General features: G+C 56.0%; 25 protein-coding genes and 3 tRNA genes. 23 read left to right on the top strand and 5 right to left on the bottom strand.

The window, feature by feature from the left end; all coding sequences use genetic code 11:
* Positions 1 to 2 precede the first annotated feature (2 nt).
* The 13 genes from ruvC (at position 3) to nadA (ending at position 9401) form a co-directional block, all read left to right on the top strand.
* Positions 3 to 533: a crossover junction endodeoxyribonuclease RuvC gene (ruvC, locus tag AC0B60_RS09210; protein ID WP_465085484.1), complete on the top strand. Its 531-nt coding sequence runs from the start codon at positions 3 to 5 to the stop codon at positions 531 to 533.
* A 30-nt stretch (positions 534 to 563) separates the two neighbouring features.
* On the top strand, positions 564 to 1196 hold the full coding sequence (gene ruvA / locus AC0B60_RS09205; protein ID WP_465085482.1) for a Holliday junction branch migration protein RuvA: 633 nt from the start codon (positions 564 to 566) through the stop codon (positions 1194 to 1196).
* A gap of 155 nt (positions 1197 to 1351) precedes the next feature.
* Entirely contained in the window at positions 1352 to 2380 is a 1029-nt protein-coding gene (gene ruvB / locus AC0B60_RS09200) for a Holliday junction branch migration DNA helicase RuvB (protein WP_465085480.1), read from the top strand.
* Positions 2373 to 2816, top strand: coding sequence for a YbgC/FadM family acyl-CoA thioesterase (locus tag AC0B60_RS09195; protein WP_465085479.1), 444 nt, complete (start codon positions 2373 to 2375; stop codon positions 2814 to 2816). The genes ruvB and AC0B60_RS09195 overlap by 8 nt, the downstream gene beginning before the upstream one ends.
* 14 nt (positions 2817 to 2830) lie before the next feature.
* Positions 2831 to 3520: a protein TolQ gene (tolQ, locus tag AC0B60_RS09190; protein ID WP_465085477.1), complete on the top strand. Its 690-nt coding sequence runs from the start codon at positions 2831 to 2833 to the stop codon at positions 3518 to 3520.
* A 43-nt stretch (positions 3521 to 3563) separates the two neighbouring features.
* On the top strand, positions 3564 to 4010 hold the full coding sequence (gene tolR / locus AC0B60_RS09185) for a protein TolR (RefSeq protein ID WP_465085475.1): 447 nt from the start codon (positions 3564 to 3566) through the stop codon (positions 4008 to 4010).
* 21 nt (positions 4011 to 4031) lie between these two features.
* Positions 4032 to 5063, top strand: coding sequence for a cell envelope integrity protein TolA (gene tolA, locus AC0B60_RS09180; protein WP_465085474.1), 1032 nt, complete (start codon positions 4032 to 4034; stop codon positions 5061 to 5063).
* 17 nt (positions 5064 to 5080) lie between these two features.
* Positions 5081 to 6406, top strand: coding sequence for a Tol-Pal system beta propeller repeat protein TolB (tolB, locus tag AC0B60_RS09175; protein ID WP_465085472.1), 1326 nt, complete (start codon positions 5081 to 5083; stop codon positions 6404 to 6406).
* Between the two features lie 73 nt (positions 6407 to 6479).
* Positions 6480 to 7058, top strand: a complete 579-nt coding sequence (gene pal, locus AC0B60_RS09170) for a peptidoglycan-associated lipoprotein Pal (protein ID WP_465085470.1) — start codon at positions 6480 to 6482, stop codon at positions 7056 to 7058.
* 12 nt (positions 7059 to 7070) lie between these two features.
* Positions 7071 to 7847: a tol-pal system protein YbgF gene (ybgF, locus tag AC0B60_RS09165; protein ID WP_465085469.1), complete on the top strand. Its 777-nt coding sequence runs from the start codon at positions 7071 to 7073 to the stop codon at positions 7845 to 7847.
* Between the two features lie 85 nt (positions 7848 to 7932).
* Positions 7933 to 8008, top strand: a tRNA-Lys gene (locus tag AC0B60_RS09160).
* A gap of 68 nt (positions 8009 to 8076) precedes the next feature.
* A tRNA-Lys gene (locus AC0B60_RS09155) sits at positions 8077 to 8152 on the top strand.
* 187 nt (positions 8153 to 8339) lie between these two features.
* Positions 8340 to 9401, top strand: coding sequence for a quinolinate synthase NadA (gene nadA / locus AC0B60_RS09150; protein WP_465085467.1), 1062 nt, complete (start codon positions 8340 to 8342; stop codon positions 9399 to 9401).
* 2 nt (positions 9402 to 9403) lie between these two features.
* Here nadA and AC0B60_RS09145 read toward each other — a convergent pair whose 3' ends face one another.
* Positions 9404 to 10882 (bottom strand): M48 family metalloprotease, encoded by a 1479-nt coding sequence (locus AC0B60_RS09145; RefSeq protein WP_465085465.1) that lies wholly within the window; start codon positions 10880 to 10882, stop codon positions 9404 to 9406.
* A gap of 154 nt (positions 10883 to 11036) precedes the next feature.
* Between AC0B60_RS09145 and AC0B60_RS09140 the strand changes: the two genes are divergently transcribed.
* Positions 11037 to 11264: a sulfurtransferase TusA family protein gene (locus tag AC0B60_RS09140; RefSeq protein WP_465085464.1), complete on the top strand. Its 228-nt coding sequence runs from the start codon at positions 11037 to 11039 to the stop codon at positions 11262 to 11264.
* 30 nt (positions 11265 to 11294) lie between these two features.
* Positions 11295 to 12374, top strand: coding sequence for an AI-2E family transporter (locus tag AC0B60_RS09135; protein WP_465085462.1), 1080 nt, complete (start codon positions 11295 to 11297; stop codon positions 12372 to 12374).
* On the opposite strand, the gene AC0B60_RS09130 is transcribed toward AC0B60_RS09135, so the two are convergent.
* On the bottom strand, positions 12371 to 12838 hold the full coding sequence (locus tag AC0B60_RS09130; RefSeq protein ID WP_465085461.1) for a peroxiredoxin: 468 nt from the start codon (positions 12836 to 12838) through the stop codon (positions 12371 to 12373). The genes AC0B60_RS09135 and AC0B60_RS09130 overlap by 4 nt on opposite strands.
* Positions 12839 to 12912: 74 nt before the next feature.
* Here AC0B60_RS09130 and dapA point away from each other — a divergent pair, with 74 nt between their 5' ends.
* The 8 genes from dapA to AC0B60_RS09090 are packed head-to-tail and all read left to right on the top strand — an operon-like array spanning position 12913 to position 20311.
* Positions 12913 to 13788: a 4-hydroxy-tetrahydrodipicolinate synthase gene (gene dapA / locus AC0B60_RS09125; RefSeq protein ID WP_465085459.1), complete on the top strand. Its 876-nt coding sequence runs from the start codon at positions 12913 to 12915 to the stop codon at positions 13786 to 13788.
* A 37-nt stretch (positions 13789 to 13825) separates the two neighbouring features.
* Complete coding sequence (gene bamC / locus AC0B60_RS09120) at positions 13826 to 14923, top strand: outer membrane protein assembly factor BamC (protein ID WP_465085458.1); 1098 nt, start codon at positions 13826 to 13828, stop codon at positions 14921 to 14923.
* 45 nt (positions 14924 to 14968) lie between these two features.
* Entirely contained in the window at positions 14969 to 15682 is a 714-nt protein-coding gene (gene purC / locus AC0B60_RS09115) for a phosphoribosylaminoimidazolesuccinocarboxamide synthase (protein WP_036205376.1), read from the top strand.
* 34 nt (positions 15683 to 15716) lie between these two features.
* Positions 15717 to 16445 carry a TIGR04219 family outer membrane beta-barrel protein gene (locus tag AC0B60_RS09110; protein WP_465085456.1) on the top strand — a complete coding sequence of 243 codons (729 nt, stop codon included), beginning with the start codon at positions 15717 to 15719 and terminating at the stop codon, positions 16443 to 16445.
* Between the two features lie 19 nt (positions 16446 to 16464).
* Positions 16465 to 17472 carry an NAD-dependent epimerase gene (locus AC0B60_RS09105; protein ID WP_465085455.1) on the top strand — a complete coding sequence of 336 codons (1008 nt, stop codon included), beginning with the start codon at positions 16465 to 16467 and terminating at the stop codon, positions 17470 to 17472.
* Positions 17473 to 17517: 45 nt separating this feature from the next.
* The gene (locus tag AC0B60_RS09100) at positions 17518 to 18516 is read left to right on the top strand and encodes a TRAP transporter substrate-binding protein (RefSeq protein WP_465085453.1); all 999 of its coding nucleotides are present in this window, start codon (positions 17518 to 17520) and stop codon (positions 18514 to 18516) included.
* 20 nt (positions 18517 to 18536) lie between these two features.
* Complete coding sequence (locus AC0B60_RS09095) at positions 18537 to 19055, top strand: TRAP transporter small permease (RefSeq protein ID WP_465085451.1); 519 nt, start codon at positions 18537 to 18539, stop codon at positions 19053 to 19055.
* On the top strand, positions 19052 to 20311 hold the full coding sequence (locus AC0B60_RS09090; protein WP_465085450.1) for a TRAP transporter large permease: 1260 nt from the start codon (positions 19052 to 19054) through the stop codon (positions 20309 to 20311). Before AC0B60_RS09095 ends, AC0B60_RS09090 begins: the two co-directional genes overlap by 4 nt.
* Before the next feature lie 179 nt (positions 20312 to 20490).
* Here the strand turns inward: AC0B60_RS09090 and AC0B60_RS09085 are convergent.
* From AC0B60_RS09085 to AC0B60_RS09075, 3 genes are all read right to left on the bottom strand, one after another.
* Positions 20491 to 20567: transfer RNA gene (locus AC0B60_RS09085), tRNA-Val, on the bottom strand.
* Positions 20568 to 20622: 55 nt separating this feature from the next.
* A complete protein-coding gene (locus AC0B60_RS09080) occupies positions 20623 to 21579 on the bottom strand; it encodes a DMT family transporter (protein ID WP_465085448.1) in 957 nt (318 codons plus the stop codon).
* A gap of 126 nt (positions 21580 to 21705) precedes the next feature.
* Positions 21706 to 22791 (bottom strand): hypothetical protein, encoded by a 1086-nt coding sequence (locus AC0B60_RS09075; protein WP_465085447.1) that lies wholly within the window; start codon positions 22789 to 22791, stop codon positions 21706 to 21708.
* Positions 22792 to 22798: the final 7 nt, after the last annotated feature.

Here is a 22798-nt window from a genome sequence, read left to right as displayed (position 1 = left end):
ATGTGTCGATAATCATGGGGGTCGACCCCGGGTCACGCATTACCGGTTACGGCGTCGTACGGGCTGAAGGCCGTGTGATTGAGTACATTGACAGTGGCTGTATCCGGGTGGGTGAGAAGCCCATGGCGGAACGCCTGCAAACCATCTTCCACAGCCTGGCAACACTCATTGGTGAGTACCGCCCCGAAGAATTCGCCATTGAGCAGGTATTCATGGCTCGCAACCCGGATTCAGCACTGAAACTTGGGCAGGCGAGAGGCGCGGCAATTGTAGCGGCCGCAAACAGCGGGCTGGCTGTCCATGAGTATTCCGCCCGGCAGGTAAAGCAGGCGGTCGTAGGTAAGGGGGGCGCCGACAAGGCACAGGTCCAGCATATGGTGCAGGTGCTCTTGGCGCTGTCCCGCAAGCCCCAGGCCGATGCCGCCGACGCCTTGGCGATTGCGCTATGCCACGCTCACATGAGCCAGAGCGTTGCCAGACTGGCGTCTGGAGGTGGCGGTAAAGTGCGCAGTGGCCGGGTCAGAAGACAATAACCGACTCATTGAAGTCCAGGGAGAAACCCGTTGATTGGTCGTATTCGAGGCATCCTTGTTGAGAAATCCCCCGCCCAGGCATTGGTGGAATGCGCCGGCCTGGGGTATGAAGTCGATATTCCCTATACCACCTTCTTTAATCTCCCTGAAACCGGCGACGAGCTGGTTCTCCACACCCACTTCGTTGTTCGCGAGGACGCCCAGAGCCTCTACGGCTTCTCTTCACGGCTGGACAGGGACCTGTTTCGTTTGCTGATCAAGGTCAATGGGGTTGGTCCCAAGCTTGCCGCGGGGATTCTGTCGGGGTTGGATGCCAATCAGTTTATCCGCTGTGTTGAGGCTCGCGATGCAAATGCCCTGGTCAAGCTCCCCGGTGTTGGCAAAAAAACCGCCGAACGCCTGCTTATTGAAATGACAGATCGTATAGGGCAACTTGAAGGGCAGTTCATGCCAGCGTCGCCAAATGCGACGGTTAGCTCCGACTCAGCCAGCGCGAGCGTTGCGGCAGGTCATGACCCCAGGGAAGAGGCGGAAGCCGCTCTGATTGCCCTGGGTTATAAGCCGCAGGAGGCGTCGAAGGCCATCGGCAAGGTTGCGGAGGAGAGCATGTCGAGCCAGGAATTGATTCGGTTGGCACTAAGGGCAATGATTCCTGCCAGTTAACGGGCTGATTAACAGAGTGTCATTAAAGGCATCCTGGCCCCATATGTGTAGAGAGCGTAACGTGACAGCAAAAGCGCCGTTTGTACAATTGGGGCATAATGAACCCGATACGAGTGTACAGGCATGTTGTTGATTTCCTCTGAGCGGGTAGTTCAATGATTGAATCGGATCGCCTGATTACAGCCCAGGCCGGACAATATGAGGAAGTACAGGATAGAGCGATCCGTCCTGGTGTGCTTGCGGACTACGTTGGCCAGCCGGCTGTGCGAGAACAGATGGAAATCTTCATTTCCGCCGCGCGGGGGCGTCAGGAGGCCTTGGATCATGTGCTGATCTTTGGCCCACCAGGGCTGGGTAAGACCACGCTCGCCAACATCATTGCCAATGAAATGGGCGTGTCCATCAAAACCACATCCGGCCCGGTGTTGGAAAAAGCCGGTGATCTGGCTGCCATGCTGACCAACCTCGAAGAGGGCGATGTTCTCTTCATCGATGAAATCCATCGTCTCAGCGCTGCTGTGGAAGAAGTGCTTTACCCAGCGATGGAAGATTACCAGCTGGATATCATGATTGGGGAGGGGCCAGCGGCCCGCTCAATAAAACTGGATCTGCCGCCTTTCACCCTGGTGGGTGCCACGACACGCGCCGGGCTTCTGACATCGCCGCTGCGGGATCGTTTCGGCATTGTCCAGCGCCTTGAGTTCTATAACACCAAGGATCTGACGGATATTATTCTCCGTTCCGCGCGTTTGTCATCGGTCACTATCGACAATGGCGGTGCTTATGAAATCGCTCGTCGTTCCCGGGGAACACCCCGTATTGCCAACCGCTTGCTACGCAGGGTGCGTGACTTTGCCGAGGTCAAAGCGGATGGCTCTATCAGTGAATCCATCGCGGATCAGGCCCTTAACATGCTGAAAGTGGACGCTCAGGGGTTTGATCACATGGACCGGCGCCTGCTTTTGGCGATGATTGAAAAATTCGATGGTGGCCCGGTTGGTGTCGAAAGCCTGGCAGCGGCGATCAGTGAAGAGCGGGGCACCATTGAAGATGTTCTCGAGCCGTTCCTGATCCAGCAGGGATTTATGGTGCGAACGCCCCGTGGGCGAATGGTGACGTCCAATGCCTACCAGCATTTCGGCGTAGTGCCATCCAGTCCCGAACGGGAGGACCTGTTTGATTGAGGGCTATGATTCGTCGGTCGGGTTGTCGGTTCGCGTGTACATCGAGGATACCGACGCCGGCGGCATCGTATACCATGCGAAGTACCTGCACTATATGGAGCGTGCCCGCACGGAGTGGGTTCGTCATAAGGGGGTGGGGCTTCGGGCCGGCCTGGCGGATAACATCAGTTATGTTGTCCAGCGCCTGGCGATTCACTACGGTGCCCCGGCAAAGCTCGACGATGAGTTGCGAGTGACCGCGGAACCGGTGGCGTTTGGCCGTGTATGGATGGATTTTCGTCAGCAGGTCGTGCGTAGCGCCGACGACAAGATACTGGCATCGGCGGACGTGCGTGTGGCCTGTATTGCACTGGATTCCGGCCGGCCAAGACGCCTTCCGGTAAACATGCTTGAATTACTGGAAAGCAGCCTGAAAACCAATTCACAAGTGGAATAATCCAGGAGTAAAAGGTGGAGTCAGAAGTTTCTGTTTGGTATCTCATCGCCAACGCCGGCGTGCTGGTTCAGCTGGTCATGCTGTTGCTTGCCCTGGCGTCCATTATCTCCTGGGCGCTGATCTTCCAGCGCCTCAAAGTATTCCGCAAGGCCAAGCAGGCCCAGTATGCGTTCGAGGAACGATTCTGGTCCGGCATGGACCTGGGCCAGCTTTACCGGGAAGTGAACAGTAATCCAATGCCGTTCTCCGGCATGGAATCGTTGTTCCGGGCCGGTTTCAAAGAGTTTTCCCGTCTGCGCCAGCAAAGCCGGGATGCCGACGCAGTGATGGAAGGCACCCAGCGCGCGATGCGAGTGGCGTTTTCCCGGGAGCAGGAGAGGCTGGAGATGCATTTGCCTTTCCTTGCTACCGTAGGTTCCACCAGCCCCTATGTCGGTCTGTTTGGCACCGTGTGGGGCATCATGAATTCGTTTCGGGGGCTGGCTCAGGTTCAGCAGGCGACTCTCGCTACGGTGGCTCCCGGTATTTCCGAGGCATTGATAGCAACGGCGATGGGTCTGTTTGCGGCAATTCCAGCCGTCATTGCTTACAACCGTTTCTCCGCTATCTCCGACGCGTTGTTGAAGAACTATGAAACCTTCGCCGATGAGTTTTCAAGCATCCTCCATCGTCGTGTGCATAACAGCGAGCAGTCGGCCGCATGAGGATGGCAGCCACTAACGGACAGCCAGTCGGAGGAGCAGGAACATGAAAGGCATGGGAATGATGCCGGCCAGAAGTAGCAAGCCGATGTCTGAAATCAACGTCGTCCCCTACATCGACGTCATGCTGGTGTTGCTGATCATCTTCATGGTGACGGCGCCGATGCTGACACAGGGTGTAAAGGTGGATCTGCCGGAAACCACATCGCAGCCGATCCAGTCCGACAAGAACGTGGAATCCATTGTGGTGTCCGTGGACAGCAATGGTGCGTATTTCATGGATATCGGCGATGAAAGCAGTGATCCGATGTCGCTTGCGGACATTCGCGACCGGATTGGCAAAATCCTGTCCCAGCGTACGGATCGCGAAGTACTCGTTCGGGGAGATGAACATGTTGAGTACGGTACCGTTGTTCGACTGATGGCACAGTTGCAGGCCGCCGGGGCGTCTAATGTTGGATTGATCACCGAAGCGCCATCCATTGATGAGTAGGCACAGAACAGGCAGGTTTTTGTGAGAGGTCATGAGCGTGATGTAACCAACACGGGCCAGCCCCCCTGGAAGTCGCCCGTCGCTCTGTCAATCCTGCTGCATGGGTTGATTCTGGGCGTGGCTCTGGCCGGGTGGACCTGGACCAATCCCTCGGAGGATCCTCAGCCGCCCAGTATTTCTGCACGCTTGATCACTCCGAACGAGCCAGAGCCGAGTCCGGTTACGGAACCTGCTGACGAACCGGATCGTGATGAAGAGCGCAGGCAGGAGGAAGAGCGGCAGCGTAAGGAAGAAGCTGAACGCCGAAAGGCCGAAGAGGAGCGCGAACAGGAAGAAGCCCGCCGCATCCAGCAGCAAAAAGAGCAGAAGCTGGAACAGCAACGCCAGGAAGAGGCGGCAAAGCGCGAAAAGGAGCAGCAGCGGAAGGCTGAGGAAGCGGCGCGCCAGAAAGCGGAAGCCGAAGCCAAGGAGCGCGAGCGCCAGAAGGCAGCGGAAGAAAAGAAGCGTCAGGAGGAGGCGGCCCGGAAGGCCGCCGAGGAAAAGCGCCGCGCCGAGGAGCAGCGCCGCAAGGAAGAAGCCGAGCGAAAGGCGAGGGAAGAGCGTGAGCGCCAGGAAGCCGAGCGCAAACGCAAGGAGCGTGAGCGGCGTTTGAAGGAGCAGCAGCTTGAGGCCCTTGCCGAGGAAGCCCAGCAGGAACGGGCGGCTGAGGAGCGCGAGCGTAAACAGGCTGCGGCTGCCAAGGCCCGTGACGCGCAAATGTTGTCGGAAAGCCAGAAGTATCAGGCGCTGATTCGCGAACGGTTAAGTCAGGCCTGGTATCCGCCATCATCGGCAACGGAGGAGATGACCGCAAGGCTTCAGATTACGTTGCTGCCGACTGGTGAACTTGCCTCGGTAAAGCTTGTCTCCACCAGTGGCAACACGGCATTCGATAACTCGGCGTTGGGGGCGGTTAAGTCGCTGAATCGCTACCCGATTCCCGATGATCGGGACACGTTCGAGAAGTATTTTCGCCAGTTTACGATTGAGTTCAATCCCCGGCGGTTGAGATAAGGACAATGGGAAATCAAATGACGAACCGGAGTACAACAGGCATAACCCGTACCGGTATGGCGGTGGCGTGGCTACTAGTGCTGGTCGTGATGACAACAAGCAGTCCGGCCAACGCTGAGCTGTTGATACGAATCACGGAGGGTGCGGATTCGGCCATTCCGGTCGCTGTGGTTCCGTTCGCCGAAACGGGTCAAATCCCCTCTGGCGATAAGGTCAGCAATATCGTCCGCGACGACCTCACCATGAGCGGTGAATTCAAACCACTGCCGCCGGAGAAAATGCTCAGTCTGCCGTCAAAAGGCGACGAGGTTTATTTCCGCGACTGGCGACTTCTGGGGCAGCGTTACGTTCTGGTAGGGCAGTTGACACGTACCGGCGACAAAATCGAAGCCCGGTATGAGTTATACGACGTGAACCGGGAGGAACGGATCCTTGGGGCAACGGCGTCCTCATCGGTGAACAGCACGCGGAGTCTCGCCCACCACATCAGTGATAAGGTGTATGAGGCTATTACTGGCGTGCCGGGCGCGTTTTCCACCAAGTTGGCCTACGTCACGCTTCAGCGCTCAGCTGGCAAAGCCTTGTATCGGCTACAGGTTAGTGACGTGGATGGCAAAAGGGCCAAGGTCAGGTTGGAAAGCGATGAGCCGATCTTGTCGCCAGCCTGGTCGCCCGATGGCAAGAGGCTTGCCTATGTATCGTTTGAAACCGGGAAGCCTGCGATTTACATCCATGAGCTTTCATCGGGCAACCGTACGCGAATCGCGGACTTCCGGGGGTTGAACTCAGCTCCCGCATGGGGGGCAGATGGTCGGTCATTGCTTATGACCCTGTCGAAGGACGGCAATGCCGAAGTCTACAAGATGGATATTCAGAGTCGTTCACTCGAACGGCTGACCAATCACTGGGCTATTGATACGGAGCCTACCTGGGATCATACGGGCAACGGTTTCTTTTTCACGTCTGACCGTTCTGGTGGGCCGCAGATCTATCATAAGTCCAGCGAAGAGGCGGAACCCCGCAGGCTGACTTTCGGTAGCCGATATAATGCCCGCCCGCGGCCGGACAGTGATGGCAAGTACGTCTATTATGTGCATCAGAGAGACAAGGCGTTCCATATAGCGCGGACTAATTTGCAGACGGAAGAGGAAACCATTCTTACCCGGACAGGGTCCGATGAATCGCCCAGTGTTTCGCCCAATGGCCGGATGTTGATCTATGCAACCAAGCAGGGCGGCGACAGTGTACTAACTGTAATTGCCGCAGATGGCGGAGCGGCCTATAGTCTGCCGGCCTCGGAGGGTGATGTGCGTGAACCGGCATGGTCACCGATCGTAGAGTAAACCGGAACTCCGAACAGAACAGGTTCGTTTGTATTAACGTACAACAGATTCTCAAAAAAGGAAGGAAGTGATTATGAACGTATCAGCTCACCACAAATTGTTTGCCATGGTAATGTCTCTTGGTCTGATCGCTGGGTGCAGCAGCACCGGTGAGACCACTGAAGACGGTGCATACGGTTCCGATGTTTCAGCTGTCGACCAGGAAGGTGGTAGCACTGTTTACGGCGGCGATGATGACGGCGGTGTATCTTCGTCCGAGATGAGTGAGGAGCAGCGTCGTGAGGCGGAAGCTCGTGCTGCACGAGCTGAAGAAGCCGCTATGCGCGAAATTACCACCTTTTACTTTGATTTTGATACCGCTGAAATCAAAGCCGAAGCCCGCGAAGTGCTGGTGGCACACGCACGGTTCCTGCAAGCCAATCCGGGCCAGAATGTTCGTATTGAGGGGCATGCCGATGAGCGTGGCACCAAAGAATACAACCTTGCACTGGGTGAGCGTCGTGCCAACGCTATCGAGCGTTTTCTGATCGTGAACGGCGCTTCCCGTGGTCAGACGGAAACCATCAGCTATGGTGAAGAGAAGCCAGCCGTGATGAGTTCCGGTGAGAGCGCGTGGGCCCAGAACCGTCGCGTTGAACTTGTTTTCCAGTAACAGGCGAACCCCATGAGACATCTGCTCATGGCGACAGTGATGCTCCCGCTTGCCCTAGGGCAAGCGGGCGGCACGCTGGCGCAATCCGTTTCTCCAGCGTTCCAGGACAATGCGTCTGAGGCTGAGCGCAGGGCTGGCAACAGTCAGGCCAATGCGGAACTGTTCTACATGATTCAGCAACTGCAGGGCGAGGTTCGTCGATTGCAGGGGCGGGTGGAAGAGCAGCGTAACCTCATTGATCGGCTCACCAAGCAGTCACGGGACCGCTACATCGACCTTGACCAGCGAATTCTCAAACTCTCTGAAAAGGTCTCGGAAGCACCTGCACCAAGCTCGGAGGGTACGGCTGATTCCGCTGAGTCAGCGGGAGATTCGGGGGTGAAAACCAGAATCTACCGGCAACCTTCCGATAAAGAACGAACGGATTACCAGAAAATCCAGGCCCTGATTCATCAGGAAAAGAATTACGACCAGGCGATTAATGGGTTGTATGACTTTATTGATGAGTATGAGGAAGGCGACCTGACGGTCAACGCCTATTACTGGCTGGGTGAGGTGTACCTGGTAGAGGAGCAGCTGACACAGGCGCGGCAGGCCTTCACGATAGTTGCGACCCGCTACGGAGATCACCGCAAGGCTTCGGATGCCGTGTACAAGCTTGGCGTGACCCTGGACCGGCTTGGTGAAAAGGAGCAGGCTCGCGGGCGTATGCAAACCGTGGTCCGTGACTACCCGGGCACCAGTGCCGCCGAGTTGGCGAAGAAGTACCTCGACTCGAATAACGGTTGATTGTGGTCACGGCGAGGAATGTTGAGAAACCTGGGAATTAGGGGTTGATCGGCGCCGAAAAATCATTACTATATGCGCCTCGTTTGGGTCGTTAGCTCAGTTGGTAGAGCAGTTGGCTTTTAACCAATTGGTCGAAGGTTCGAATCCTTCACGACCCACCAAATTACGAACGAGGCGGTGGACTGTGAGTCGTCGCGTTGTTCCGATCCGGATTCGGGTCGACAGTTATGGGTCGTTAGCTCAGTTGGTAGAGCAGTTGGCTTTTAACCAATTGGTCGAAGGTTCGAATCCTTCACGACCCACCAACAGAACAGGAAGCCCAAGTGGCTCCTGTCGAAAAAAGAGCCTTCGGGCTCTTTTTTTTTGGGTATACGGTCATACATCTGTGATAGTGGGCATAGTTAAAGGGTGCACGTAAGTAACCGACAGCCCAGTGAAAGTCGTGGCCGAAGTGATATACTTCCGACGTTAACGCAATACAGAGATGCAGTAATGACGCGAGTTGAAGACCGTATTCTCGTTCAGGAACATCTGGCACACCAGGCGGAGCCGAAAACCCTGAGCGACGACGAAAAATCCAACCTTGAGTCCCGTATTCGCGCAGCACTGAAAGCGCAGGATGCGGTACTCGTGGCTCATTACTACACCGATCCCGACATCCAGCGTCTGGCCGAGGAAACCGGTGGTTGTGTTGCCGACTCGCTGGAAATGGCCCGGTTTGGTAATCAGCATAAAGCGTCAACCGTAGTAGTGGCGGGTGTCCGTTTCATGGGTGAAACCGCCAAGATCCTGAACCCGGAAAAGCGGGTGCTGATGCCTACGCTGGAGGCCACCTGTTCACTGGACATTGGCTGCCCTGCGGATGAGTTCTCAGAATTTTGCGACCAGCACGCCGACCGCACCGTCGTGGTCTATGCCAACACCTCCGCAGCGGTGAAAGCAAGGGCAGACTGGGTGGTTACCTCCAGTTGTGCCCAGGCCATTGTGGAGTCACTGGATGCCTGTGGTGAGAAAATACTCTGGGCCCCGGACAAGCATTTGGGCCACTATGTGCAGAAAACCACCGGCGCGGATGTGCTGCTCTGGGATGGTTCCTGCATTGTGCATGAAGAGTTCAAATACCGGGGGCTGGAAGACCTGAAAGCGCTGTATCCGGATGCGGCGGTTCTGGTGCATCCTGAATCGCCCAATGCGGTGGTCGAGATGGCCGATGTTGTTGGCTCGACGTCTCAGCTGATTCATGCGGTACAGACACTGCCCAACGATCAGTTCATCGTTGCTACTGATAACGGCATTTTCTACAAGATGCAGCAGTTAGCCCCCAACAAGACCCTGATTGAAGCTCCCACGGCCGGAAACGGTGCCACTTGTCGTAGTTGCGCGCATTGCCCGTGGATGGCGATGAACGGCCTCGAGAATCTGCTGTCGGTGATTGAGAATGGAGATCAGGAGGTTCACGTGGACCCATCGTTGCGCGAAGATGCGTTGAAGCCACTTCAGCGAATGCTGGATTTCACCGCCGAGATGAACCTCAAGGCTGCCGGCAACGCTTGACACTAGCTGCGGCGCTGGTTTAGTCGTTCTGACACCTGCGATAAACGTTCGGTCACGATTTGGCGCAATGGCGCTCCGGCGGGGAGCTTCTCCTGGGCCTGGCGCAATTGGCGCTGGGCCGCTTCAAGGTCACCCATCAGGATATCGTATTCAGCCCTCGCGCGGTGCACCCCAACGATATTGCGCGCCAACCCTTCGGCTTCAGCCAGTCTTAGCCAGAGATGCTCTTTCTTCGGCAATTCACGCGTCAATCTGTGGAGGTATTCGGCGGCACGTTCGCCGTTACCCGCCGCGGTTTCAAGACGGGCGAGCATGTCGGTAATCGGATAGTTGCCGGGATTCCTTATAAGCGCCTCTGAAAGCAGGTTGCGGGCTTCATTGATCTTGTCCTGCTCGATCAGTGCCTCCCCAAGTGTGACCTGGTAGGTAATGCGTCCCGGTGTTCCATCGAGCAACCTTTCAAGCTCAGAAACCGCCTCACGATGGTCTCCATTCCGCAGCCACGCGACTGCCAGGCCGTATCGAATGGCATCCGGCTTTTCGGTGTCCGAACGGTTCAGGTAGTCCTTGAAGGTTTCCAGGGCAATGTCTGCTGACTTGGCGTAGCGAACCTGAAGCCGGGATCGAACCAGATGATATTCCTGGGCATCGGCTACATCCCGCCGAGGGTATTGCTCGGCGCGGTTGCGGGTATCCGATACCCGGTTTTGCGTCAACGGGTGGGTGGACAAGTATTCCGGAACCCGGTTTCCCTGCAGACGGTTCTGCCGCATCATGATTTCGAACATTTCCGGCATTCCCCTCGGATCCATGCCGGAGTCGGCCAGTATTTCCATGCCAACCCGGTCAGCTTCCTGTTCATGGGCCCGGCTATAAGCCAGCATATTCTGCACCGCCAATGCCTGGGTGCCTGCGATGGCCGCTATACCGACATCAGACTGGGTAACCGCCGAGAGGATGATGCCGGCGATCATGCCGGCGATGGTCAGCGGGGCGCTGGTTTCCTGTTGCTCGATACGCCTGGCGAAATGGCGCTGGCTCAGGTGCGCCAGTTCGTGGGCCAGAACCGAGGCAAACTGTTGCTCGCTGTCGGCATTCAGGAACAAACCGCCATTTATGCCGACGATGTTGCCGGGAACCGCAAAAGCGTTGATGTCGGGGCTGTCGATGATCGCCAACGTAAGGTCGCTGCTGCTGAGAGGGGCGGACGGCACCAAGCGGTAAATAATCGAGTTCAGATAGTCCTGGACCAGGGCGTCGGTAACCTGGGGAGCGGATCGCCGGATCGAGGTCATCACCTGGCGCCCGATATCCGATTCCTGGCGCTCAGAGATAAGCCCGCCACCGGCGCCACCAATGGATGGCAGGGTGCTATCCGACGACTGCGCTGAGGCCTGTCCGACCGTCAGTGAAAGCGCCAGGGCAAGGGCAGGTGCCAGGATGCCTGGCCGGTGAATTCGGCGGCGGTTTGTTTCAGTCATGAATGGGCGATGTCCGTTGTCATTGGGTTCTCTCTGACAGCATTGTGCCACCGAAAGTTCTTTCGGGGTTCGTCTGTTACGATTGAGGTGCAATACAGTATCACTGTGGGCATAATGCCGGCTCCTGTTTTGAACATACGGATGCCTTATTGCCATGGCTGACCGAATACTGGATGCATCGGGCCTGCGTTGTCCGATGCCGCTATTGAAAACAAAGCTTGAACTCAACGGCATGTCTCCCGGCCAGGAACTTGAAGTTATCGCCACAGACGCCGGTTCTGCAAGGGATATTCCCGCGTTCCTCGAGCTGTCGACCCATGAGTTGGTCCGTACATCTGAGCAGAATGGCTGTTTCACCTTTGTGATAAAGTGCGGCGGTTAAGCCCGTAGTAGTGACCCTCCGGAGTCGTTAATGATCAGAATTTTACGTGGTCTTGCCCACAAATACTTTTCAGATGAAGAAGCCGTCATTCTTTTCCTGCTGATACTCGCAGGCGTCATCTTCATTATATTTTTCGGTTCCATGCTGGCACCCGCTATTGCTGCGGTTATTGTTGCGTTTATTCTCCAGGGGTTGGTCACCAAACTGAATCGGCTGGGTATTCCGGAAATTGTGTCCATCATAGGCGTGTTCTTTGTCTTCCTGGGGCTGTTGATTGGCGTCCTGTTCGGGCTGTTGCCCCTGATCTGGACTCAGGTGACCGGGCTGGCGGGCGAAGCTCCTCGTATTTTCAGAGAGATGCAATCCTATCTTGAAGTGCTTCCTGAGCAGTACCCAACACTGATTTCCATGGAAGGCATTAACACCATCTACAATCAGGTAACCACCGAAGCCGGCCGCATGACCCAGTGGCTGGTGTCCTTCTCGCTGGAAAGTATCCCGGATCTGGTGGCGTTGCTGATCTACATGGTGTTGTTGCCGATCCTCGTGTTCTTCTTCCTCAAGGACCGCCAGGTGCTGCTCGGTGCCATCGCCCGCCTGCTGCCATCCCAGCGCCCGATGATGGTCAGGATATGGCACGAAGTGAATCTTCAGTGTGCCAACTACGTGCGGGGTAAGGCGGTCGAGATATTGATCGTTGGTGGTATCACATACGTGGCGTTCAAGGTTCTGGGTATGCCCTATGCGGCTCTGCTGTCCTTGATGGTGGGTCTGAGTGTGGTGATTCCTTATATCGGGGCAGCGGTTGTTACCATTCCCGTCGCCATGATCGCCTTGTTTGCTTTCGGGTGGGGCAGCCAGTTTATCTGGGTCATGGTCGTGTATGGTGTCATTCAGGCGCTGGATGGCAACGTTCTGGTGCCTATCCTGTTCTCCGAAGTGAATAATCTGCACCCCGTTGCCATCATCGTGGCCGTACTGTTCTTCGGCGGTATCTGGGGGCTGTGGGGGGTGTTCTTCGCCATTCCGTTGGCGACCATGCTCAAGGCGATCTTCTCGGCATGGCCGGTCAAGAACGGACAGACAGAGGCGTTGCCGCGGGAGCCTTAAAGGGTCCTGGCGGCTTCCAGTACTTCTTCAACGTGGCCTGGTACTTTCACGCCTCGCCATTCCCTGCGAAGAACTCCGTCCTTGTCGATCAGGAAGGTGCTGCGGTCAATGCCCATATATTCTTTGCCGTAGAGCTTTTTCAGCTTGATGACATCGAATTGTTGGCAGAGTGCTTCGTCCTTGTCTGAAATCAGGTGAAAGGGGAATGCCTGTTTTTCGCGGAAGTTGTCGTGGGCTTTCAGGCCGTCACGTGATACGCCGAGAATGACCGTATCGAGTGCTTCAAACTGGTCGTGCCGATCGCGGAAATCCTGACCTTCAGTGGTACATCCGGGGGTATTGTCCTTGGGGTAAAAATAGACCACCACGTTCTGGCCTTTCAGGTCCGATAAACGAATGGTTTGATCTCCGGTAGCCGGGGCCTCAAAATCATCAACAGGACGGTTCAGTTCGGGTGCTGACATGACATCTCCTTTAATTCCCTTGTGTCAGTGGGTGCCCAACATTACCATATCGTTTTTATTCGTACGGAGCTTTTATGATTACGGGGAGCCTTGTCGCACTGGTCACGCCCATGCATTCCGATGGAAGCATCCATTGGGAGCACCTTGATAAGCTGGTGGACTTTCACCTCGACAACGGAACGCACGGTATCGTGGCCGTTGGAACGACGGGTGAATCCGCCACGCTGGACCCGGAAGAGCATATGAAGGTGGTCGGCCATATCATAAAACGCGTCAATGGCCGTATCTCTGTGATTGCCGGTACCGGCGGCAACAGCACCCGTGAAGCCATCGAGCTGACCGAAGAAGCGCACAAGCTGGGTGCCGATGCCTGTCTGCTTGTGGTTCCGTACTACAACAAACCGACCCAGGAAGGCTTGTACCAGCACTTCAAGACCATTGCCGAGGCTGTCCCGGTCAATCAGATTCTCTACAACGTCCCGGGCCGAACGGCGTGCGACATGCTCAACGAAACCGTAGAGCGACTGGCGGATATTCCAAATATCATAGGCATCAAGGATGCAACCGGTAACATTCCCCGTGGTGCGGAGCTGGTTAAAGCCGTAGAAGGCCGCCTGGTGGTCTACTCTGGTGACGATGCGACGGCCGCTGGATTGATGCTTGCTGGCGCCAAAGGCAACGTCTCCGTTACTGCCAACGTGGCCCCCAAGGGTATGGCTGCGTTGTGCGAAGCCGCCATCGCCGGCAATGAAGAGGAAACCGAGCGGCTTAACGAGTTGCTCATGCCCCTGAATCGCAAACTTTTCCTTGAGGCCAACCCCATCCCCGTCAAATGGGCTCTGTATCATATGGGCATGATCGGGGAGGGCATCCGCCTTCCGCTCACCCCCCTGAGTGACAGGTTCCATGGTGAAGTGGAAGACGCACTGAAAGCCTCTGGCGTACTCTGAGTCAGGCTGTACCATCTATCGTAACTGGAGTCGCCTGATGGCGTTTACGTTCAGGACAGAAATCAGAAAAACCGAAAAATGCATCAGGCCCCTGGCGGGCCTGATGTTTGTTATGGCCCTCTCGGGCTGTAGCCTTATCGAAGATCGCTCAGAACGCTATGTCAATGCACCTGAGGGCACACCTTTGGAATTGCCGGAAACGGCTGATAAAGGCGAGTTTGGTCAGATCATGCCGATACGCGAAGCGACCGCCGCTGACTCGGGCCGCATGTATCGGGGAAGCATACCCCGGCCGCCGGATATGACCTCCGATATCCTTGACGAAAATTATCTGGTTGAGGAGCTGGATGGCCAGATATGGCTGTTGGTGAACGATGTTCCCGGTCGCCTCTGGCCAGCGGTCACCTCTTATATGAATGAGAACGGCCTTGGTGTGGCGTATGACAGCCCGCAGCTTGGTCTGATGCAGAGCGAGCTGGTTAACTTCAGCAAACAGGCGAGGGGCTTGCTGGGGCTGCCGGACAACCCCGATGGACCAGAAGCGAAAGTGGTTGTCCAGGCTCGTGTCGCTCCCGGTGTGCGCCGCAAGACCACAGAGGTTCAATTCCGATCCTTCGAAGTTGCTGATGACCCGAACGAACTGATGGCATGGGGCGGCGGGGACACCCGTAGCCGTGAGCAACTCGATACCAGTCGGGATTTGCTCGAAGACCTGGCCCAGTATTTACGTAACCGGGAAGACAGCAAGTCTTACTCCCGAGCGGCATTGGGCATGGCCAGCGAACCGTTGGTCAGACTGGTATCAGACGATGAAACGCCCCGGGAAATTGTGATGAGCCTGGATTATGGCCGGGCCTGGGCGGAAGTAAGGCGAGCGGTGGACGACGCAGGGATACCGGTGATCGACCTGAACCGTGAAGACGGGTATTTCTTTGTAGATTTCCGGCCGGAATCCGAGCGCGAGCCGGGGTGGTTTAGCTGGTTCTCCGATGCCCCGGAACCGGTTCATTCGTTTGATATACGGCTTGAGGAACGCGACGGCGACATTATCGTTTCCACCGCCATCGCCGAGAGTTACGATGGTGAGAATCGCTCGTCCGAGCTGCTTTCAGAACTGTTCGAATACCTTTACTAATTGCAAGCAGTGCCCGCACAGAGCGGGCACGTCCGGAGACCTGACATGGAAAAGCGTGAAGAACTTTACGCGGGCAAAGCCAAATCCGTATACCGTACTGACGACCCCGACCGTTTCGTCATGGTATTTCGCGACGATACGTCGGCTTTTGATGGCGAGAAGAAAGAGCAGCTTAATCGCAAGGGCATGGTAAACAATCGCTTTAATGCCTTCATCATGGAAAAGCTTGAAGCGGCAGGCGTTCCCACGCACTTTGAAGGTCTGCTTTCCGGCACGGAATCACTGGTCAAGAAACTGGACATGATCCCGGTGGAATGCGTGGTTCGTAACATCTCAGCTGGCAGCCTGTGTCGCCGTTTGGGGGTAGAGGAAGGGCTGACGTTGAACCCGCCCACCTTTGAACTGTTCCTTAAGAACGACGCCATGCATGACCCCATGGTCAATGAGTCACTGGCGGTCAGTTTTGGTTGGGCGAAAGCTGACGAACTTGCCAGAATGAAAGAACTGACCTATCAGGTGAATGACGTACTGAAGGCCCTGTTTGAGGAAGCCGGCATGCTGCTGGTGGACTACAAGCTGGAGTTTGGCCGTTCGGGTGGCCAGATTGTCCTGGGTGATGAGTTCAGCCCCGATGGCTGCCGCATCTGGGATAGGGAAACCCGTAAAAAGATGGATAAGGACCGTTTTCGTCAGGGACTGGGCGATGTTATTGAGACCTATGAAGAGGTTGGTCGTCGTCTCGGCATCCGTTTCGACTAATCAGTCAGGTACAACAAACACAAACAGGTGCGATATGCGTAAACTGATTCTTGCCATCGGCGGCTCTTTGGTCATTGCTGCCCCGGTTGCGACCGCGGATGTGGTTGGGCTGGGTGCCAATGTCAGCTACTGGGATTCGGACCTCTCGGGGAAAGCCGGCAAAAACAACGACGTGGTCGACGTCGAAAACGACCTGGACCTGGAAAGCGACACCAATGCCAATCTGAGTGCCTACCTCGAGCACCCGGTGCCGGTATTGCCCAACGTGCGCCTGAATTACACCCGCATTGAACAAAGCGGTAGTGGCGAAGTGTCCACGCAATTTGACCTGGTGTCCGGCGACGTTGATTCGGATCTGGATCTGAGTCAGTTTGACGTCACCCTGTATTACGAAGTACTCGACAACTGGGCCAATCTGGATCTGGGCGTGACCGCCCGCAACCTGGATGGCGAACTGATTGTCCGTGAGCGGACCACCAATGGCCGGGTCAGCAAGACCGAAGTCGATGGTGTGATTCCGATGGGGTATCTGGCCGCCCGCTTTGATCTTCCGTTCACCGGTGTTTCCGTCGGTGGCGAGGCGAACCTCATCAGCTTCGACGGCGATTCCGTCTATGACTACAATGCCTACGGCCAATACGAGCTGTCGTTGTTGCAGCTTCGCGCCGGCTACCGTCAGATCAGCATTGATTACGAAGATAGCGATGACCGTCTGGACATCGAACTCGGTGGCCCGTTCGTGAGTGCCGGGCTGAGGTTCTGAAGGAACAGGAGAGAACACGTTGAAAATTCTGGTTACAGGTACGGCGGGCTTCATTGGCTCCCATCTGGCGCATCGGCTGCTTGACCGAGGTGATGACGTAATCGGCGTGGATAACGTCAACGATTACTACGACCCCACCCTGAAGGAAGCGCGGCTCGAACGCCTGACCTGTAAACCGGGATTCATCGAGGTTCGCAAGGACGTGGCCGACAGGTCGGCCATGGAGGCCCTGTTCCGCGAGCATAAGCCGGAACGAGTGGTTCATCTGGCCGCCCAGGCAGGCGTGCGGTATTCCCTGGAAAACCCCCATGCCTACATCGACGCCAATCTGGTGGGTTTCACCAACGTTCTGGAAGGCTGTCGCCACAACGACGTAAAGCATCTGGTCTATGCTTCCAGCAGCTCCGTCTACGGCGCCAATGAAACCATGCCGTTCTCCATCCACGACAACGTGGACCACCCCCTGAGCCTGTATGCGGCCTCCAAGAAAGCCAACGAGCTGATGGCCCACACCTACAGCCACCTCTATAACATGCCTACCACTGGCCTGCGTTTCTTTACGGTATACGGCCCTTGGGGCCGGCCGGATATGGCGCTGTTCATCTTTACCAAGAAGATACTGGCCGGCGAGCCCATTGACGTGTTCAACCATGGGCATCACAGGCGAGACTTCACCTACATTGACGATATCGTGGAAGGCGTTATCCGAACCCTGGACAACGTCGCCACGCCCAACCCGCAGTGGAGTGGTGAAAAGCCAGATCCCGGCACCAGCAAGGCGCCGTATCGGCTCTATAACATCGGTAGCAACAACCCGGTGGAGCTTTCCCGGTTCATTGAGATCATCGAAGAGCGCGTTGGCAAAAAAGCGGAGAAGAACCTGCTGCCCCTGCAGCCCGGTGACGTGCCCGCCACTTACGCCAATGTTGATGACCTGATTGACGATGTGGGCTACAAGCCTTCCACGACGGTGGAAGAGGGCATTGCCAACTTCGTGGACTGGTACAGGGATTTCTATAAGGTTTAGAAGGGTGTGAATACACAATAAAAAACCATTGAGGGGAAAATGATAATGAATAAACTTGCCCACGGTACCGCAATTCTCGGCCTCACGATTGGCCTGACTTCCTCGGTCTTTGCCGATGAGTTTTCGGATATGGACCCCGTTACGTTGCGCCTGGCTCACGTCGTTAACGAGCAAGACGGATTCCACATTGCAGCGGTTAAGTTCCAGGAGCTGGTCAGTGAGCGCACAGAGGGCGCAGTGACCATCGAAATTTATCCCAATGCGTCGCTCGGCGACGAGCGTACCCTGCTTGAGGGCATGCAAATTGGCACAGTGGATATGGGCGTCATAACCAATGGCCCGGTCGCCAATTTCGTAGGAGAAATGGCTGTATTTGAGCTGCCCTTCCTGTTTTCTTCCCCAGAAGAGGCCTACGGGGTACTTGATGGCCCTATTGGTCAGGAATTGCTGGACAAGTTGAGTGAAGTCAATCTTAAAGGTCTTGCATACGCGGAGCGCGGCTTCCGTAACCTCACTAACAGTGAGCGGCCGGTAAGAACTCCGGAAGACATTGACGGTTTGCGCGTACGTGTCATGGAGAATCCGGTTTACGTTGATACGTTCCGTGAATTGGGCGCAAACGCCGTTCCCATGGCCTGGACTGAGGCGCTGACGGCAATGCAGCAAGGCACGATTGACGGCCAGGAAAACCCTGTCAACGTCGTGCATTCCTTCAAGCTCAATGAGACCCAGGACTACATGACGATGTCCAGGCACACCTACGCGCCGGCGATATTTGTCATGGGGATGCCAGTGTGGAAGCGCTTGCCGGAAGCCGCACAAGGTGTAATTGAGCAGGCTGCCCAGGAAGCCGCGGAGCATGAGCGCACAGTGAATGCTGAAATGGAGTCAGAGCAGTTGGCAGAGCTTCGAGCATCGGGCATGGAAATCGTGGAAGATCCAGACATCGCTGCGTTTCAGGACGCTGTTGCGCCGGTCTATGAAAAGTATGGTGATCAATTTGGTGATTACCTGGAACGGATCCGTGAATCGCAGCAGCAATAATTAAAGGGCCCGACAAAGGTATGTTGGGAATTCTGAAGAAAATTGAGCGTGCGATCGATGTCATCATGCAGCCCATGGTTTTTGCGGCGATGGTGGCGTTGATCGCCGTGATCACACTGCAGATCGTATCCAGGGTTTTCTTTACCGCTGTGGGCTGGACCGAGGAGGTTGCGAGGTTCCTGCTTGTCTGGATTACCTTTATGGGCGCGACCCTCGCGTTTCAGCGCGGTAGACATATTGCTGTTACCTTTCTCGTTGATTCTCTGCCAGGCAGGCTACGACAGGTAACACGCATTCTTGCAGTGGCTGTTGCGTTTGGTTTCATGGTTGCACTGGTACTCGTTGGCTATCGCTACACGCAGATGCAAAGCTTCCAGACCTCAGCTTCCCTGGGCTGGTCGATGACATACGTCTACGCGATTATCCCCATCTGTGGTGTAGTGATGGGGTGGTACGCATTTGTTGATTTGGTTGAACTGCTCTCAGAAGGGCCTGACACAGCAAGAGCGGGCTCTGATATAAGCGACCCTCCATCGTGACGGGCCTGCTCTTCGTTCTATTTTTCCTGTTCATGCTCATTGGCGTACCTATTGCCTTATCAATAGGGGCCAGCACAATGGCGGCGCTGTATTTTCAGGGTGTGCCACTGATGGTGGTTACCCAGCAGATGTTTCAGGGAATCAATTCCTTCGCTCTGGTTGCGGTGCCTATGTTCATCCTTGCCGGTGACCTTATGGCCCAGGGCAAGGTGAGCGAGAAGTTGGTCAGCTTTGCGGACTCGTTGTTTGGCTTTCTGAAAGGCGGTCTTTCAATTGTCTCGGTGCTGGCAGGCATGTTCTTCGCGGCTATATCCGGCTCAGGGGCCGCCACGACAGCAGCCGTTGGTTCCAGCCTGGTGCCAGAGCTTCGGAAGAAAGGGTATGACCCCGCAGCTGCGGCCAGTTTGATTGCCGCCAGCGGCACTATTGGTGTGGTTATACCGCCGTCAGTGCCGATGATTATCTATGCGGTTATTGCCCAGCAATCGGTTTCCGAGCTATTTTTGAATGGGTTCATTCCCGGCCTCGTCATGGGCTTGGGGCTCATGGCTATTGCCATTACCCAAGGTTATCGTCGCAATTACCCGCGCGGCACAGCATTATCCCTCGCTACCATATGGGGCACGCTCAAGAGTGCCAGCTGGGGACTGATGACGCCTGTTATCATTTTAGGTGGGATATTTTCCGGCATATTTACGCCCAGCGAGGCGGCGGTGGTGGCGGTCAATTACGCACTATTGGTCTCATTGTTTATTTATCGGGACCTCAAGTTACCGGATATTTACCGGATATTGATTCGCTCAGCCATTACAACCGCAGTCATCATGTTCGTTATTGCCACATCGGCCGTTCTGAGCTGGACACTGTCGAGCTGGCAGGTACCCGGTGCGATTGCTGAGTCCGTTCTATCGCTGTCAACGAACCCGTACATCATTATGCTACTCGTTGTCGGGATCATCCTGATAACCGGCGTGTTTATTGAGACAGCCAGCGCACTGATTATCTTGACCCCGGTTCTCTTGCCGCTGGTTATCCAGCTCGGAATCGATCCAATACACTTCGGCTTAATCATTGTGGTGGGCCTGGCCATCGGCATGATTACACCTCCAGTGGCAATCAACCTTTACGTTGCGTCCTCTGTCACCGATTTGCCGCTCGAACGCATTACCCGCGCGATTATTCCTTACTTGCTTGGCTTGATTGCAGTGTTGCTTCTGGTGGTGTACATCCCGATAGTGTTAGGCATTTCGGGTTAAGCGGGGAGCGCTGCGTCCACGTAGCCATGACCATGCAGTTTTGTAGTGAGATCGGTAGGGCCAGTGAGTAAGTCGGCGAAAAAGCCGTGTAGGCAATATCGTTAAGAAAGATTGTCAGAAATGCCGGGAAGAGAATCGAGAGCGGCGCCGCAGGCAATACGTAGCGTATTGAAAGAAAATGGTAGGACCAGGCAGATTTGAACTGCCGACCTCTGCCATGTCAAGGCAGCGCTCTAACCAACTGAGCTATGGTCCTATGTCCTGCAACGGGGTGGAAATATACTGATTCCGATGGGCGTGGTCAACCTCTTTCAGGCGGTTTTCTGCTTTCTGGCCCAGCCTTTTATGGCCTTGCTGAGCACACCCCAGCGATTGATCAGCAGTGCCAGGAATATCAGGCCACAACCGGCCAGTTGTATGGAGGACATGGATTCGCTGAACCAGCCCGCGGCGAACAGCGCGACCCACACCGGCTCCAACACCAGAATCACGACCCCGTGGCTGTGGGTAGCCAGGCTTTGGGCATAGGTCTGTAGCAGGAAGCGCCCTGCAGTACCCACCACGGCACTGGCGATTACCCAGCCGGCGAGAATGCCGGAGAAACTATCCAGAGTCGGTGTCCAGGGTTCCAGCAGCGCGGACTCAGTCAGGGTGACTGTTCCCACGGTGAGCAGCGCGATGGCCGTAAGGGGTAGGGCGGGGACACGGTGTTTTTCCACGGTTTCGCCCTGGCGGTTGATTACCGTGCGCTGATTGGCCGCGCGGGTATTCAGGGTGAAATACAGCGCAAAAATAAACGCGGCGATCACGAAGAAAACCTGTCCGATTTCCGGCCGGAATCCATTTTTGAGCGACAATAGCGCGAGACCACCCACCGCGACCGGAATCGCAAACCAGGTGCTCAAAGGCTGCGCCTCTTTGAAGATGACCCGGGCAATCACCGGCACGATGACTACACCAAGGCTGGTCAGGAAGGCGCCTTCTCCTATGTGGGTGACGTGAAACAGCCCCATCACCCAGCAGCTCATAGCTACCCCGAACACCAGCCCTACGCCAGCACTGCGCTTGAATTGGTCCAGGCTTAGCCGTTTCAGCGAAGGCCAGGCAATCACCGCCAGTACCGAACCTGCCAGCAGGAAGCGCAATGCCATGAACATCAGGGGCGGCATCAGCAATACGGCTTCCTTGGAAAATATCCAGCTGATCGCTGCCATCAGGGTGACAACCACCAGTAACAGGTCGGATTTATGAGTGTTCGAGAGGGGCATTCACGACCGCCATACAGTGGATAGACATTCGAGCGACAGCGGCGGAGTTTATCACGGGCGGGTAAGGATGGCTCTTCCATGAGCCGGTTGGTACTCCTTCAGACGGTTGGGTCCATCTGGGTATGTTTAGTTGTTGAGCGTGTTGTAGACCAGGGTGGACATATCGGTCTGGTCAGAACCGGGTACTTCGACATATCGGTCACCGGCCCCCCACCACTGCCACCAGGCGCGCTTGTTGTAGCTGCGACTGGCGAAATCGACACGCAGACCATTGAGGGTTGTGTCATTCACGACAGGGACCGAAATGTTGCCGGTTTCCGAGCCCAGAACGCCGCTGTGGGAAACACCCTCGTTCATCAGGATCGGAAAGTGGTTGTAGTACAGGTCCGAGGGCCCATTCTGGCTGGACACCTTGCCCGCCAAGCTCAGGTTCGAGCTACAGGAGTCGATGCCGTTGCTGGTGGTGGCGCCACAGGCCGAGTGGGTTGGTACCACGCCATCATCGGTGCCGGCAATGAACGGCTTGGTGATGCCGCCATAAGACGAACCGCCGGCCACAAACCGCAGTCGCGGAATATTGTTGGGGCTGACGGCCAGGTTGCGTGCCGTGTTGGTTTGCAGGTCGTTGACAACGCCAAGCTTGCCAGGCTCAGGGGTGATGCCGGTGAACGCACGAACCGCCTGTTTGAGTGGCCAGTTGTACCAGCTGTCGTTGTAGGCAACGTTCAGGGCCAGGTCGGCCAGCTCCGTACCGCCGCCGGCACCGGAGTAGTCGATCGCAACGAGTATTTTCAGCGGCTGCAGTCCGTCGGCCTGAAGCCAGCGGGCCTGGTTTTCCAGAAGATATCGGGTGACCAGGTCACCGGTGGAATGAGAAACCACAATGCAGAAATCGTTGCACAGCCCTTGCTGGCTGATGTCACGTAGCTGCTGATAGGCTTGCTGGGCGATGTTGCCTTCCACACGGCCATCGCTGCCCCAATCTACACGGGCATCGGAACGGGACAGCCAGAAGGTGCGCCAATAGTCCTCGCCAGCGCTTTTCACCTCATTGAGGTTGGCAGGTGGATTGGCCAGGTCTTCCTGCTGGAAGCCGTGAACCAGGATCACGTTGTGGCCCGCAAGCTGGGCGTGGGCGGTACCGGCGAACAAGCCTCCGGCGATGGCGACCGCAAGGGCGGCCTTACAGGCAATTCTCTTTCTTGTTTTCATAAAGGCT

Source organism: Marinobacter sp. V34, assembly GCF_055524115.1.
The sequence above is the reverse complement of the archived record's forward strand: the minus strand, read 5'-3'. Positions and strand labels throughout refer to the sequence as shown.

Coding starts and splice junctions, on each gene's coding strand:
- ruvB (WP_465085480.1), top strand. CDS start 1,352: ATGATTGAATCGGATCGCCTGATTACAGCCCAGGCCGGACAATATGAG.
- tolR (WP_465085475.1), top strand. CDS start 3,564: ATGAAAGGCATGGGAATGATGCCGGCCAGAAGTAGCAAGCCGATGTCT.
- tolB (WP_465085472.1), top strand. CDS start 5,081: ATGACGAACCGGAGTACAACAGGCATAACCCGTACCGGTATGGCGGTG.
- pal (WP_465085470.1), top strand. CDS start 6,480: ATGAACGTATCAGCTCACCACAAATTGTTTGCCATGGTAATGTCTCTT.
- ybgF (WP_465085469.1), top strand. CDS start 7,071: ATGAGACATCTGCTCATGGCGACAGTGATGCTCCCGCTTGCCCTAGGG.
- nadA (WP_465085467.1), top strand. CDS start 8,340: ATGACGCGAGTTGAAGACCGTATTCTCGTTCAGGAACATCTGGCACAC.
- AC0B60_RS09145 (WP_465085465.1), bottom strand. CDS start 10,882: ATGACTGAAACAAACCGCCGCCGAATTCACCGGCCAGGCATCCTGGCA.
- AC0B60_RS09140 (WP_465085464.1), top strand. CDS start 11,037: ATGGCTGACCGAATACTGGATGCATCGGGCCTGCGTTGTCCGATGCCG.
- AC0B60_RS09135 (WP_465085462.1), top strand. CDS start 11,295: ATGATCAGAATTTTACGTGGTCTTGCCCACAAATACTTTTCAGATGAA.
- AC0B60_RS09130 (WP_465085461.1), bottom strand. CDS start 12,838: ATGTCAGCACCCGAACTGAACCGTCCTGTTGATGATTTTGAGGCCCCG.
- dapA (WP_465085459.1), top strand. CDS start 12,913: ATGATTACGGGGAGCCTTGTCGCACTGGTCACGCCCATGCATTCCGAT.
- bamC (WP_465085458.1), top strand. CDS start 13,826: ATGGCGTTTACGTTCAGGACAGAAATCAGAAAAACCGAAAAATGCATC.
- purC (WP_036205376.1), top strand. CDS start 14,969: ATGGAAAAGCGTGAAGAACTTTACGCGGGCAAAGCCAAATCCGTATAC.
- AC0B60_RS09110 (WP_465085456.1), top strand. CDS start 15,717: ATGCGTAAACTGATTCTTGCCATCGGCGGCTCTTTGGTCATTGCTGCC.
- AC0B60_RS09100 (WP_465085453.1), top strand. CDS start 17,518: ATGAATAAACTTGCCCACGGTACCGCAATTCTCGGCCTCACGATTGGC.
- AC0B60_RS09095 (WP_465085451.1), top strand. CDS start 18,537: ATGTTGGGAATTCTGAAGAAAATTGAGCGTGCGATCGATGTCATCATG.
- AC0B60_RS09080 (WP_465085448.1), bottom strand. CDS start 21,579: ATGCCCCTCTCGAACACTCATAAATCCGACCTGTTACTGGTGGTTGTC.
- AC0B60_RS09075 (WP_465085447.1), bottom strand. CDS start 22,791: ATGAAAACAAGAAAGAGAATTGCCTGTAAGGCCGCCCTTGCGGTCGCC.